This window comes from Caballeronia arvi, assembly GCF_001544695.2.
Classification (GTDB): domain Bacteria; phylum Pseudomonadota; class Gammaproteobacteria; order Burkholderiales; family Burkholderiaceae; genus Caballeronia; species Caballeronia arvi.
Genome location: NZ_FCOM02000029.1, coordinates 25,514 through 38,760, shown reverse-complemented (window position 1 = coordinate 38,760; position 13,247 = coordinate 25,514). Strand labels below are relative to the sequence as shown.

The 13,247-nt window shown below is 63.4% G+C and carries 11 protein-coding genes and 1 other RNA gene; 4 read left to right on the top strand and 8 right to left on the bottom strand.

Annotated elements, in window-relative coordinates; translation table 11 throughout:
* Positions 1-5: 5 nt before the first annotated feature.
* Both AWB74_RS26445 and AWB74_RS26440 read left to right on the top strand, forming a co-directional pair.
* On the top strand, positions 6-1,013 hold the full coding sequence (locus AWB74_RS26445) for a cation diffusion facilitator family transporter (protein ID WP_061149628.1): 1,008 nt from the start codon (positions 6-8) through the stop codon (positions 1,011-1,013).
* Positions 1,014-1,055: 42 nt separating this feature from the next.
* A complete protein-coding gene (locus tag AWB74_RS26440) occupies positions 1,056-2,792 on the top strand; it encodes an FAD-dependent monooxygenase (protein WP_061149627.1) in 1,737 nt (578 codons plus the stop codon).
* 51 nt (positions 2,793-2,843) lie between these two features.
* Here AWB74_RS26440 and AWB74_RS26435 read toward each other — a convergent pair whose 3' ends face one another.
* The 4 genes from AWB74_RS26435 to AWB74_RS26420 all read right to left on the bottom strand — a co-directional run bounded on the left by AWB74_RS26435 (position 2,844) and on the right by AWB74_RS26420 (position 8,133).
* On the bottom strand, positions 2,844-3,089 hold the full coding sequence (locus AWB74_RS26435) for a formate dehydrogenase subunit delta (RefSeq protein ID WP_061149626.1): 246 nt from the start codon (positions 3,087-3,089) through the stop codon (positions 2,844-2,846).
* Positions 3,090-3,092: 3 nt separating this feature from the next.
* Complete coding sequence (fdhF, locus tag AWB74_RS26430) at positions 3,093-6,014, bottom strand: formate dehydrogenase subunit alpha (protein ID WP_061149625.1); 2,922 nt, start codon at positions 6,012-6,014, stop codon at positions 3,093-3,095.
* Positions 6,015-6,091: 77 nt separating this feature from the next.
* Positions 6,092-7,648 (bottom strand): formate dehydrogenase beta subunit, encoded by a 1,557-nt coding sequence (locus AWB74_RS26425; RefSeq protein ID WP_061149624.1) that lies wholly within the window; start codon positions 7,646-7,648, stop codon positions 6,092-6,094.
* Positions 7,645-8,133, bottom strand: coding sequence for an NAD(P)H-dependent oxidoreductase subunit E (locus AWB74_RS26420; protein WP_061149623.1), 489 nt, complete (start codon positions 8,131-8,133; stop codon positions 7,645-7,647). The genes AWB74_RS26425 and AWB74_RS26420 overlap by 4 nt, the downstream gene beginning before the upstream one ends.
* A gap of 128 nt (positions 8,134-8,261) precedes the next feature.
* Between AWB74_RS26420 and AWB74_RS26415 the strand changes: the two genes are divergently transcribed.
* Positions 8,262-9,332 (top strand): substrate-binding domain-containing protein, encoded by a 1,071-nt coding sequence (locus AWB74_RS26415; protein WP_061149622.1) that lies wholly within the window; start codon positions 8,262-8,264, stop codon positions 9,330-9,332.
* 131 nt (positions 9,333-9,463) lie between these two features.
* On the top strand, positions 9,464-9,733 hold the full coding sequence (locus AWB74_RS26410; RefSeq protein WP_061149672.1) for a hypothetical protein: 270 nt from the start codon (positions 9,464-9,466) through the stop codon (positions 9,731-9,733).
* 466 nt (positions 9,734-10,199) lie between these two features.
* Here AWB74_RS26410 and ssrA read toward each other — a convergent pair.
* The 4 genes from ssrA to ompA form a co-directional block, all read right to left on the bottom strand.
* Positions 10,200-10,558, bottom strand: a transfer-messenger RNA (tmRNA) gene (ssrA, locus tag AWB74_RS26405).
* An 81-nt stretch (positions 10,559-10,639) separates the two neighbouring features.
* The gene (gene gph / locus AWB74_RS26400; protein ID WP_061149621.1) at positions 10,640-11,404 is read right to left on the bottom strand and encodes a phosphoglycolate phosphatase; all 765 of its coding nucleotides are present in this window, start codon (positions 11,402-11,404) and stop codon (positions 10,640-10,642) included.
* A gap of 4 nt (positions 11,405-11,408) precedes the next feature.
* On the bottom strand, positions 11,409-12,107 hold the full coding sequence (gene ubiG, locus AWB74_RS26395) for a bifunctional 2-polyprenyl-6-hydroxyphenol methylase/3-demethylubiquinol 3-O-methyltransferase UbiG (RefSeq protein WP_061149620.1): 699 nt from the start codon (positions 12,105-12,107) through the stop codon (positions 11,409-11,411).
* A gap of 190 nt (positions 12,108-12,297) precedes the next feature.
* Complete coding sequence (gene ompA / locus AWB74_RS26390; RefSeq protein WP_061149619.1) at positions 12,298-12,960, bottom strand: outer membrane protein OmpA; 663 nt, start codon at positions 12,958-12,960, stop codon at positions 12,298-12,300.
* Positions 12,961-13,247 lie beyond the last annotated feature (287 nt).

Genomic DNA, 13,247 nt, shown 5'->3' with positions numbered 1-13,247 from the left:
ACGCCATGAGCACCCATCAACACGAAGAACACGAAGAACACGGAAATCGGCACGATCACGATCACGCTCATGGCGGGCATGAAGGCCACGACCACGCCTCGGGCGGCCATCATCATCATCACCATGCGCCGCAGGCAGGGCAGGGCCGCACGTTCGCGCTCGCGGTCGGGCTGAACGTCCTGATCGTCGTCGTGCAGGCCGTCTACGGCTTCCTCGCGCATTCGACCGCGCTGCTCGCCGATGCCGGCCACAATCTCTCCGACGTCCTCGGTCTGCTGCTCGCGTGGGGTGCCGTGTGGCTCGGCACGCGCCGGCCGAACGCGCGCTATACCTTCGGGCTCGGCAGTTCGTCGATTCTCGCGTCGCTCGCCAACGCCGCGTTGCTGCTGCTCGCGTGCGGCGCGATCGTGCTCGAGTCGGTCCAGCGGCTCATCAATCCGGCGCCCGTCGCGGGCCTCGACGTGTTCATCGTCGCGACCATCGGCATGGTCGTGAATGGTTTCTCCGCGTGGCTCTTCATGCGCGGCAGCAAGGAAGACCTCAACGTGCGCGGCGCCTTCATGCACATGGCCGCCGATGCCGCGATTTCCGCCGCGGTCGCGGTGAGCGGCCTCGTCATTCTGTTCACGGGCGCGAGCTGGCTCGATCCGCTGATGAGCCTGATCGTCGTCTCGGTGATCGTCTACGGCACGTGGGGACTCGGCCGCGACGCAATGCGCCTCGCGATGGCCGCGGTCCCGCCGGGCGTGGACATGACGCGCATCGAGGGCTATCTGACGGCGTTGCCCGGCGTGCGCGACGTTCACGACCTGCACGTCTGGGCGCTCTCGACGACCGAAAACGCGCTCACCGTGCATCTGGTGATGCCGCAAGGCCATCCCGGCGATGAATTCGTGCAAGGCGTCGTCGGGACGCTGCGCCGCGAATACGCGATGCATCACGCGACCGTGCAGGTCGAGTTCGGCGAAGCGTGCCAGGCGTGCGTGCTGAACGAGCGCGGCCACGCGCATTGAGCGGCGTACACTAGAGCGCGTGACTTTCGGGAGGATCGACCGATGTTCGCGCCAAAGCTGAATCCGAACGACAAGCTGGACGTCGCGCCCGTTCTGATCGCAGGCGCCGGTCCCACGGGCCTCGCTGCCGCGATGAGCCTCGCGCGCGCGCACATCCCGGTCAGGCTCGTCGACCGTGCGCGCGAGCCGTCGCCGTACTCGCGCGCGATCGGCATCCAGGCGCGCACGCTCGAACTCTTCGAGCAGCATCGCGTCGTCAAGCCCTTTCTCGAACTCGGTCATCGCGCGCGCGTAGCCAACCTCTATTCGAACGGGCAGCGCCTCGCGCGCCTCGACTTCGATCCGCTGCAGACGCGTTATCCGTATCTGCTCTTTCTCGAACAATCGCAGACCGAACGCCTGCTCGCAGCGCACCTTGCGGGCTATCGCGTGAACGTCGAGCGCGGTGTCGAGCTCGTCGATCTGTCGCAAGGCTCGGCCGGCTTGCAAGCCACGCTGCGCCATCCGAACGGACGCGACGAACTGCTGCGGCCGTCGTATCTGATCGCGGCGGACGGCGCGCACAGCTTCGTGCGGCATCGGCTCGGCATCGGTTTCGACGGCAAGACCTTCGAGCAAACCTTTCTGCTCGCCGATCTCCAGGCCGACTCAGACTGGCCCGACGACGAGTTCCATATCTTCGCGTCGGGCGAAGGCCTCGTCGCGCTCTTTCCGATGGGCGGCGACCGCGCACGCCTGATCGCGGATCTGCCCGCGCCGGTCGCGAGCGCGGTCAACGCCGCCGAATCGAAGCAAGGTCCGACGCTCGATGAATGCCGGGCGCTCGTCGCGCGGCGCGTGCATCATCGCGTGACGTTGTCGAATCTCACGTGGTCGTCGTACTTTCATTTGAACAGCCGCATGGTCGACCGGCTGCGCATGGAGCGCGTGTTTCTCGTCGGCGATGCGGCGCATGTGCACAGTCCCGCCGGCGCGCAGGGCATGAACACCGGCATTCAGGAAGCGTTCAATCTTGGCTGGAAGATCGCGCGCATGCTTGCGGGCGGCGCGCCCGAGCGGTTGCTCGACACCTATCACACGGAGCGTTATCCGATCGAGCGCGACGTGCTCAGGCAATCCAGCATGCTCACGCAGATGGCCGGCGCCGAGCACGGCCCGATGAAGCTGATGCGCGAGCACGTGATGCCCGCGCTCGCCGCGATCGGCCCGCTGCGCGACGCGATGCGGCGCACGGTGAGCGAGCTGTCGATCAACTATCGCAAGAGCCCGCTCACGCTCGAACGTCTGCTCGACGGCGGCCCGCGCGCCGGCGAGCGGGCGCCCGATGCGCGCGTGCATGTCATCGACGGTCCGCTCGGGCGTCTGCCGGGCGTCGGCTGCCTCTACGATCTGCACGATCCCGGCTGCTTCTCGCTCTTTCTGCTCGTGAATCCGTCGGGCGAGGACGACATCGCGCTCGCGCCCGCGACCATCACCGTCGCGCACGCGATCGGCGAGCCGGACCTCGACGGCCTCGCTGCTTCCATCGAAACGATCATGCCGAACGCCGTGCGCGTGTGGCGCATCACCGATACGAGCGGCGAGGGCGCGCATTCGCTCACCGACAACTACGGCCGCACGCGCCCCGCGTTCTATCTCGTGCGTCCCGATGGCTATATCGCGGCGCGCGGACGCGCGCCGTCGGATGTGCATGCGCTCCTGCGTCACTGCGAGACGTGGTTCGGCGCGCAGGAAACGAGCACGGAGCGGCACGTCGAGCGCGAATATCGCGAAGATTGAAAAAAAGCCCTGCGGTGCAGGGCTTCGGTTCAAGACGATGCGATGAACGCTTCAGGCTGGCGCCGTCTTCGGCTGAAGGTCCGCCTTGTGCAGATTGAGCGCCTCGCGCACGATCGGCTCCATCGCCGCGCTCGCTTCCGGATTGTCCAGCGCGGCGAGAATCGCGAGCCGCATGCGCGGCTCCCAGAAGCGGCGGATATGATCCGCGACGCTATCGACGGCTTCGGCGCGGTCCGGCATCGAATCGAAAAATTCGCCGATGCGGTTCGCCATCTCGATCAGGTTATCGACATCCATTTTTTATTTTCCTGAAGAAGTCGTGGCGAGGTTGAGCAGTTCGAGTTGCTGCGTGTTGAAGCGCGAGTAGTCCTTCTGCCATTGCGACGGCTGCTCGACCGGCATCACCTGCACAGCCGTCACCTTGTACTCCGGACAGTTGGTTGCCCAGTCGGACGAATCCGTCGTGATGACGTTCGCGCCCGATTCCGGGAAGTGGAACGTCGTGTAGACGACGCCCGGCTGCATGCGCTCGGAAATCTTCGCGCGCAACACGGTCTGCCCCGCGCGCGATTCGATGCCGACCCAGTCGTCCATCTTGATGCCGCGATCTTCCGCGTCCACCGGATGAATCTCCAGCCGGTCCTCTTCGTGCCAGCGCGAGTTCTCGGTGCGGCGGGTCTGCGCGCCGACGTTGTATTGCGACAGAATCCGCCCGGTCGTGAGCAGCAGCGGATACTTGCGCGTGACCTTTTCCGGCGTCGCGACGAACTTGGTGATGACGAAGCGTCCCTTGCCGCGCACGAATTCGTCGATGTGCATCGTCGGCGTGCCGTCGGGCGCCTTCTCGTTGCACGGCCACTGGATGCTGCCGAGTTCGTCGATGCGCTCGTACGAGACGCCGTGGAACGTCGGCGTGAGGCGCGCGATCTCGTCCATGATTTCGGACGGATTCGCGTAGTTCATCTCGTAGCCGAGCGCGCGAGAGAGCTTGATCGTCACTTCCCAGTCGGCATAGCCCGCGAGCGGCGGCATCACCTTGCGCACGCGCGAGATGCGGCGCTCGGCGTTGGTGAAGGTGCCGTCCTTTTCGAGGAAGGTCGAGCCCGGCAACAACACGTGCGCGTACTTCGCCGTCTCGTTGAGGAAGATGTCCTGGACGACGATGCATTCCATCGACGACAACGCGTCCGCCACGTGCTGCGTGTTCGGGTCCGACTGAACGATGTCCTCGCCCTGGCAATACAGGCCCATGAAGCTGCCGTGCATCGCGGCATCGAACATGTTCGGGATACGCAGGCCCGGCTCCGGCTGCAGCTTCACATCCCACGCTTCTTCGAAGAGCGAGCGCACGGCGGCATCGCCGATATGGCGATAGCCCGGCAGCTCGTGCGGGAACGAGCCCATGTCGCACGAGCCCTGCACGTTGTTCTGGCCGCGCAGCGGATTCACGCCGACGCCTTCGCGGCCGACGTTCCCGGTGGCCATCGCCAGGTTCGCGATGCCGATGACGGCCGTCGACCCCTGCGCGTGCTCGGTGACGCCGAGGCCGTAGTAGATCGCGCCGTTGCCGCCCGTCGCGTAGACGCGCGCGGCCTCGCGGACCGCTTGCGCGGGCACGCCGGTGGTCGCTTCCATCGCTTCGGGCGAATTCTCTTCGCGCGCGACGAACTCGCGCCATTGGCCGAAGGCGCGCGTCTCGCAGCGTTCCGCGATGAAGTCTTCCTTCAGCAAGCCTTCCGTGACGATCACATGCGCGAGCGAGTTGAGCATCGCGACGTTCGTGCCCGGCCGCAACGGCAGGTGATACTGCGCCTTCACGTGCGGCGTATCGACGATATCGATCCGGCGCGGATCGATCACGATCAGCTTCGCGCCTTCACGCACGCGGCGCTTCAGGCGCGAGCCGAAGACCGGGTGGCCATCGGTCGGATTCGCGCCGATCACGATGATCACGTCGGATTTCTCGACCGAGGCGAAGGTCTGCGTGCCGGCGGATTCGCCGAGCGTCGTCTTCAGACCGTAGCCGGTCGGCGAGTGGCACACGCGCGCGCAGGTATCGACGTTGTTGTTGCCGAACGCAGCGCGCACGAGCTTCTGCACGAGGTACGTTTCTTCGTTCGTGCAGCGCGACGACGTGATGCCGCCGATCGAATCGCGCCCGTACTTGTCCTGAATGCGGCGGAACTCGCTTGCCGCATAGTTGATCGCTTCGTCCCACGAGACTTCGCGCCACGGATCGGTGATCTTCGCGCGGATCATCGGCTTCTTGATGCGGTCCTTGTGCGTCGCGTAGCCCCATGCGAAGCGGCCTTTCACGCACGCGTGGCCTTCGTTCGCCTGGCCGTTCTTGTTCGGCGTCATGCGCACGACGGTGTCGCCCTTCATCTCCGCCTTCAGCGAGCAGCCGACGCCGCAATACGCGCACGTCGTCACGGCCGAATGCTCTGCCTGGCCGAGCATGATGACGCTCTTTTCCTGCAGCGTCGCGGTCGGGCACGCGGCGACGCATGCACCGCACGACACGCATTCCGATTCCATGAACGGCACGTTTTCGCTGGCCGCTACCCGCGATTCGAAACCGCGTCCGGCGATGGTCAGCGCGAACGTGCCTTGCGTCTCTTCGCACGCGCGCACGCAACGATTACAGACGATGCACTTGGACGGATCGTAGGTGAAGTACGGATTCGATTCGTCCTTGGCGTCCTTCAGATGGTTCGCGCCTTCGTAGCCGTAACGCACTTCACGCAGGCCGACGACGCCCGCCATGTCCTGCAGCTCGCAGTCGCCGTTGGCGGGGCACGTGAGGCAATCGAGCGGGTGATCGGAGATGTAGAGCTCCATCACGTTCTTACGCAGCGATTGCAGCTTGTCGCTTTGCGTGCGCACTTTCATGCCCGCTTCGACGGGCGTCGTGCACGATGCCGGATAGCCGCGCTTGCCTTCGATCTCGACGAGGCACAGACGGCACGAGCCCCACGGTTCGAGCGAATCGGTGGCGCAGAGCTTCGGCACGTTGACGCCGGCTTCGATCGAGGCGCGCATCACCGACGTGCCCGCGGGAACCGTGACCGACTGACCGTCGATTTCCAGCGTTACGTCGATGTCGGCGTGGCGCAGCGGCGTGCCGTAATCGGTGTCGTCGAACGGATCGCGGCGCTGCACCGATGCCGCGCTCTTGCACGCGCAGTTGCCGGAGCCGCAGCCGTTGATGGTGTTGGACATTGTCTTGTCTCCTTGTCGGCCAGAGTTGGCGCTTCAGCGCCTTACTCTGGCCCCATGCAAATGAAATGGCGCGCCGCTTAGGCCGCTTTCTGCGCGGGCGTGCGGGGCAAACCGAAATCTTCCGGGAAGTGATCGAGCGCGGAAACCACCGGGAACGGCGTCATGCCGCCCATCGCGCAGAGCGAGCCTGAGATCATCGTGTCGCAGAGTTCGCGCAGCAGCGTGATCTGCTTCACCGACGTATCGCCCTCGCGGATTTTCGCGATGACTTCCTCGCCGCGCGTCGAGCCGATACGGCACGGCGTGCACTTGCCGCACGATTCGATCGCGCAGAAATGCATCGCGTATTGCGCGAGCTCGGCGAGATTCGAGATGTCGTCGTGGATCACGAGACCGCCATGGCCGACCACCGCGCCGACCTTCGCGTATTCCTCGTAGTCGAGCGGAATGTCCCACTGGCTTTCCGGCAGATACGTGCCGAGCGGCCCGCCCACCTGCACGGCGCGCGCCGGACGTCCGCTCGCGGTGCCGCCGCCGTAGGTGTAGATCAGTTCGCGCAGCGTCACGCCGAACGCCAGTTCGACGAGTCCGCCTTGCTTCACGTTGCCCGCGATCTGGAAGGGCAGCGTGCCGCGCGAACGGCCCATGCCGTAGTCGCGATAGAACGCGGCGCCCTTCGCGAAGATGATCGGCACCGTCGCGAGCGTGATGACGTTGTTGATGACCGTGGGCTTCCCGTACAGGCCGACGAGCGCCGGCACCGGCGGCTTCGCGCGCACGATGCCGCGTTTGCCTTCGAGCGATTCCAGGAGTGCCGTTTCCTCGCCGCACACATACGAGCCCGCGCCCTTCGCCACATACAGCTCGAACGCATGCGACGTGCCGAGCACGCTCGCGCCGAGCCAGCCCGCGTCGCGCGCGCGGTCGATGGCGCGGTTCAGCGTGTCGATCGAATGCGGATACTCGCTGCGCACATAGATGTAGCCCTTGGTCGCGCCCGTCGCCACGCCGGCGATGATCATGCCTTCGATCAGCATGTACGGATCGCTTTCCATCACGAGACGGTCGGAGAAGGTGCCCGAGTCGCCTTCATCGGCATTGCAGACGATGTATTTCTGGTCCGCGAGCGCCGCGCGCACCGTCTTCCACTTGATGCCCGCGGGGAACGCCGCGCCGCCGCGACCGCGCAGGCCGGAATCGAGCAGCGCTTCGCAGACGGCGTCGCCGTTCATGTCGAGCACGTTGCGCAGGCCTTGCAGGCCGCCGAGTGCGGTGTAGTCGTCGATCGAGAGCGGGTCCGTGATGCCGATGCGCGCAAACGTCAGGCGCTGCTGGTTCTTCAGATACGGAATCTCGTCGACGACACCGACGTTTTTCTCGTGCGCGCGGCCTTCGTGAAAGCCGGCATCGAACAACGCGGCGACGTCTTCGGCTTCGACGTTCGAATAGCCGATGCGGCCGTCGGGCGTCTCGACTTCGACGAGCGGTTCGAGATAGAAGAGCCCGCGCGAGCCGTTGCGCACGATCTGCACGTCGAGGCCGCGCTTCTGCGCTTCGCTCGCAACGGCTTCGGCCACGGCATTGGCGCCGAGCGCGAGCGCCGCGGAATCGATGGGAACGTAGATGCGCGTCATGCCGTCACCTCCGCGACTTTGGTTTGCGCGGCGGCGAAAAGTCGATCGAACTTCGCGGGTGTCACGCGCGCGTGAAGTTCGCCATTGATCATCATCGACGGCGACAGCGCGCATTGGCCGAGGCAATACACCGATTCGAGCTCGGTGTCCTCGGCGTGGCCGCTGTCGAAGCGGCAGCCCGTGTGACCTTCGATGTGATCCTTCAACGCTTCCGTGCCCATGCTGCGGCACGCTTCCGCGCGGCAGAGCTGCACGGTCACGCGCGCGGGCGGCGCGCTCCGGAAGTGATGGTAATACGTGATGACGCCATGCACTTCGGCGCGCGACAGCGAAAGCGTCTGCGCAAGCGACGCGACGACCTCGTCCGGCACATAGCCGGCTTCGTCCTGGATGGCGTGGAGAATGGTCATCAACGTCGCGCCTTGTACCGCGTGGCGACGCACGAGTTCAACGGAAGCAGCGGCGGATAGCTGCGTATGTGTCATGGGGCTCCTCCAACACTCGGCATATGTTTTGTCGGTACATATTTGAGTCGATATAATTACGGGTGCCGAGCCGGTTAAAGAACAATAGGCGTCGTGATATATCTTGGCAATAGGATGGGGGAGTTCATATGGTAGACGTCGAATGCCGGGCCGAGCTGGTCCTGCGGGACGCCGATGGCCGGGAAACCAGTCTCAGCGCGGTTGTGCCGCTTTTACAGCTCGTCGCTCAGACAGGCAGCATCGCGAATGCCGCGAACGCTAAGGGTTTGTCCTATCGGCACGCATGGGGTTTGTTGCGCGAAATCGAAGCGCGCCTGGGCGGTGCGCTCATCACCAAATCGCGCGGGCGCGGGTCGGTGCTGTCCGAGCTTGGTGAGTCCGTGCTGCGCGCGCAACGGGTCTGCGGCGACCGGCTCGAGGCCCCGTTGCAGGCGGTCGCGAACGACGTCGCCGTCGAGCTGAACCGGCGTCTCGCGGGCGGCGTCAGCCAGGTGCGGATTCATGCGTCGCACGGTTACGCGGTCGCGACGCTCGTGCGCGCGCTCGGCGATCAGCGCGTGCCGGTCGACATCAAATACCGGGAGAGTGCCGAAGCGGTGAGCGCGCTCGCGCGCGGCGAATGCGAGCTGGCGGGCTTCCATTTGCCGATCGGCGAATTTCGCTCGACCTGCGCGGATATCTATCGGCCGTATCTGGACAGGAACAAGCATCAGCTGATCCGGCTCACGCGCCGCACGCAAGGGCTTTTCCTGCCGAAGGGCAATCCGAAGCACATCTCCGGTTTGCGCGATCTCGCGCGCAGCGACGTGCGCTTCGTCAATCGCCAGCCAGGTTCGGGTACGCGCATGCTGCTCGATCTGTCGTTGCGGCGCGTGGGCGTGGATCCGGACCAGATCAACGGCTATGCGACCACCGAGCTCACGCATTCGGCGATCGCCGCGTTCGTCGCGAGCGGCATGGCCGATCTCGGTTTCGGCGTGCAGCCGGCCGCGCAGCATTTCGCGCTCGATTTCATTCCGATCATCGACGAGGACTACTTTTTCGCCTGCGAGCGCGAGCGGCTCGACGAGGCGCGGCTTGCATCCGTGTTGCGCATTCTTCGCAGCGAGGGCTTCACGGACAGCGTCTCCCATCTCGAAGGCTACGATCCGGCGCGTTGCGGCTCGCTCGTCGATATCGATGAAGGATTGCGTGGTTGAAATAAGGGCGTGACGAAGACTCGAAACATGCCGTAAAAGAGCGGGGCGGGCGTAACGCTGCGATTGGCGTCAAATTGGGATAACCTAACGGTTTGCTGTCGACTTTTTGGCTCTACGCGCGATATACCGTCATGAAACTTCCGTTGCTCGTTTGCTGTTCCGCCGCGCTCGTCGCTGGCGCGATGTATCTAGTTCCTGTTGCTTTCGCTCAGAATTCCCCGGGCATGCCGGGCGGCATTTTGCAGGATCAGTTCCGTCTCAACGAACATCCGCAGCTTCAGTACGCGGCGTCGGCACCGTCGGACAAATATCAGAACGGAAAGTCGTCGATGCGCCGCCGCGGCGACAACGGCGATCCCGACGGCTGCAATCTGAAGTGTCCTAAAGACGGCACGAACTGACATCGTTCGACTTCGATCTCGCCATTGCGCTGCTGCAGCGCATCTTTTTCCTGCGCCAAAAAAAAGACCTCGCACAAGGCGAGGTCAAAGTACTTGGAATGACACTGCGATCCGCAGCAGAACGAAGCTGCGGTTCGAGGTGCGATGGAAGGATAGAAGATGTATCGGCTATCAAGAATGGGAGCGCTCTGAGACAACGATTCCAGACAGATCGCTGCGGCCGCAACATGAAGATCAGTTGATAATTGACATGAGGCAATGGCATTAGGACCGGTCTGATACGAACAATTCCCGGGTACGCCTATTCTCTCGGACGTAGTGAAGGTGGTCTCTGTCCTCGCTACGTCTCTCAAGGATGTTTGCCCCGCCCCGTGCGGGGCTTTTTTTTGCGCCGGGCGGATCGTCTGCCGTGTCTGCAAAGAAAAACCCGCGATGCTTGCGCAATCGCGGGTTTTTTAGGGTGTTTTGGTGGAGGCGGCGGGAATCGAACCCGCGTCCAGAAGCGCTCTACGACCAGTTCTACATACTTAGTTCTGTCATTTGATTTAACCACAACGACGCGGACGAACACGCTGCGTTACGGCGATTCACTAAATTTTCGACCTTGGCGTCGTGACGCCGCAAAGGCTTATCTGACGTATATGACCTCTCGTGGTATTGCTACCCTAACCCGTCAGCGAATTAGTGAGAGGACGGCTAGCCCTTAGGCTGCCAGTGCGAACGTATCGTCGTTTGCAGTTACGTTTTTCCCATTGATTAACGAGGTGACGGGTCCTCGGTATGCCCTGACCGCTTCACAACCACTGTCGAAACCAGGTCGCCCCCGAAACGGAACTGAAATTATCCCACGAAAAACCATATGAGGCGAATGGCGCGCAAATCAAGGCGCCGTTTTCGCCTCGCGACTCACGCGATGTCGCGCAGCAGCTGCTGCAACTCTTCCGTTGAATCGACCACGTGATTGGCGTGCCAGCGGCGCGGCGGAATGTCGTCGCCGCAATAGCCGTAGGCGGCCGCCACGGTGATCATGCCCGCCGCGAAGCCCGCCTGCACGTCGCGCAGATCGTCGCCGACATAGACGATGCGCTCCGGCGCGACATCCAGCAACTCCGCCGCGTGCAGCAGCGGCGCGGGATGCGGCTTCGAATGCGGCGTGGTGTCGCCACAGACGAGACAACCCGAGCGCGTATCGAGACCGAGCAAGCCGACGAGCGGGGCGGCGAAACGCGTCACCTTGTTCGTGACGATGCCCCAGCGCACGCCGCGCGCATCGAGCTGATCGAGTATCTCGGGGATGCCCTGAAAGAGCGTCGTCTCGATGCACAGGTCGGCTTCGTAGTTGGCGAGGAACTCGTCGCGCATCGACGCGAAGTCGTGATGCTCCGGCCCGATCTCGAAGGCGCCGCCCAGCAGTCCGCGCGCGCCCGCCGACGCAAACGGCCGCAGCATTTCGAGCGGACGCATCTCCAGGCCGCGATCGTGCCGCATCTTATTCACAGCGGCGACGAGATCGGGCGCAGTATCGGCGATCGTGCCGTCCAGATCGAACAGCACCGCCTGGCACAGCCCGATGCCGTCACGTTCGGCTAGGCGCTGCGGCAGGGGCGTGGTTTCTTCCGGAAGGGGCCTGGTGTCGATAGTGCCCGTGGACAAGGGATCTTCGTTGGTCATAGCGTCAGGCTTCGCGGCGGCAAGCCATCATGTAGTTGATGCTCGAGTCGTTCGACAGGCCGAAGTGCTTGGAGATCGGCCGATAAGTGATGCCCTTGATATCGACGGGCAAGAGCGAGGCCATGCGCGCGAACGTCGCGAGCTCCGACGGTTTGATGAAGCGCGCGTAATCGTGCGTGCCGCGCGGCAGCATGCGCGCGATGTATTCCGCGCCGATGACAGCGAACAGGTAGGCCTTCGCGTTTCGGTTCAGCGTCGAGAAAAACACCCAGCCGCCCGGTTTCACGAGCGTGGCGCACGCGGCGACGGTACCCGCCGGATTCGGCACGTGTTCGAGCATTTCCATGCACGTGACGACATCGTACGAAGCGGGTTCGCGCGCGGCGAGCGCCTCCGCGGAAATTTCCTCGTAGGCGACTTCGACGCCACTTTCGAGGCTATGCAGATCCGCGACGCCGAGCGCGCTCGACGACAGATCGATGCCTTTCACATTCGCACCGCGTGTCGCCATCGACTCGGAAAGAATGCCTCCGCCGCAGCCGATGTCCAGCACGCGTTTGCTCATCAGATGCGCGTGCGCGTCGATCCAGTCGAGCCGCACCGGATTCAGCTCGTGCAGCGGCTTGAACTCGGCGTTCGGGTCCCACCAGCGATGCGCGAGCTCGCTGAATTTCTGCAGTTCGTGGGGATCGACATTGGTCATGTTCGGAAGTGCCTTGTTTTAGTCGTGAATCGATTAGGACCGAGTATATAGGCGCCGCAAGGGGTGGGCAAAAGCCGGAACGGGTCAGTCTGCCGGATCGGACGTTCAGCATGCGAAAGCCTGAAGGGCTTCGGGCATAAAAAAACCCCCGCCGAGGCGGGGGTTTGATCTGCGGCAATCCAGCTCGCTATTACTGCTGCGGCTGACGCGTCGTGCCGACAACTTCGACTTCCACGCGACGATCCGGTGCGAGGCAGGCGATGAGTTGCTTGCGGTTCTTCTGCGTGCACTTGCCGCCCGTGACCGGGTCGCGCTTGCCCTTGCCTTCCGTGTAGATACGGTTGGCTTCGATGCCCTTGCTGACCAGGTAAGCCTTCACAGCTTGCGCACGGCGCAGCGACAGACGGTTGTTGTACGCGTCCGAACCGATGCGGTCGGTGTAACCCGTTGCAACCACGACTTCGAGGTTCAGCGCGCCGATCTTCGATGCCAGATCGTCCAGCTTTTCCTTACCAGCCGGCTTCAGGACTGCCTTGTCGAAGTCGAACAGAGCGTCAGCCTGATAGGTAACCTTCTGGCTCGTGATAGCGGGCGGCGGCGGAGCGACCGGTGCCGGCGGCGTCGGTGCTTGCGCGACCAGAGCGCCATCGCACTTTGCGTTTGCCGTTGCCGGCGTCCAGAACGCGTCGCGCCAGCACAGTTCGTTCGTGCCGTTCATCCACACATACTCGCCCGTACCGTTCACCCAGTTGTCATTCACGGCTTGTCGCGAGGCCGGCACCGATTGTGCCGAGGCCGATGCAGCCATAACTGCGGTAGCTGCAATGAACGCGAGCTTTGAAAGTTTATTCATATTTCTCCTCTCGAAATTGAGATTACCGCAGGTTTACTGCGAGCCTGTAGACGAAGTCAAGTCATACATTGCTCGAAGTATAACATTCCCGCGGAACAAAACGCGCTGTATAGACTTCGAGCAGTGTCTAACTTTGTGCGTTGGCATTTTGCCATATCGTTCCCTTGCAACGATAAAAATATCCCCGCACGCTGTACGCCCGCAACCTTATGTGGTGCATGCGCAACAAGAAGGGGACAGGAGACGGTCGGGCAGCAAAGAAGGCGCGAAACTCGCGCACTTTGCGT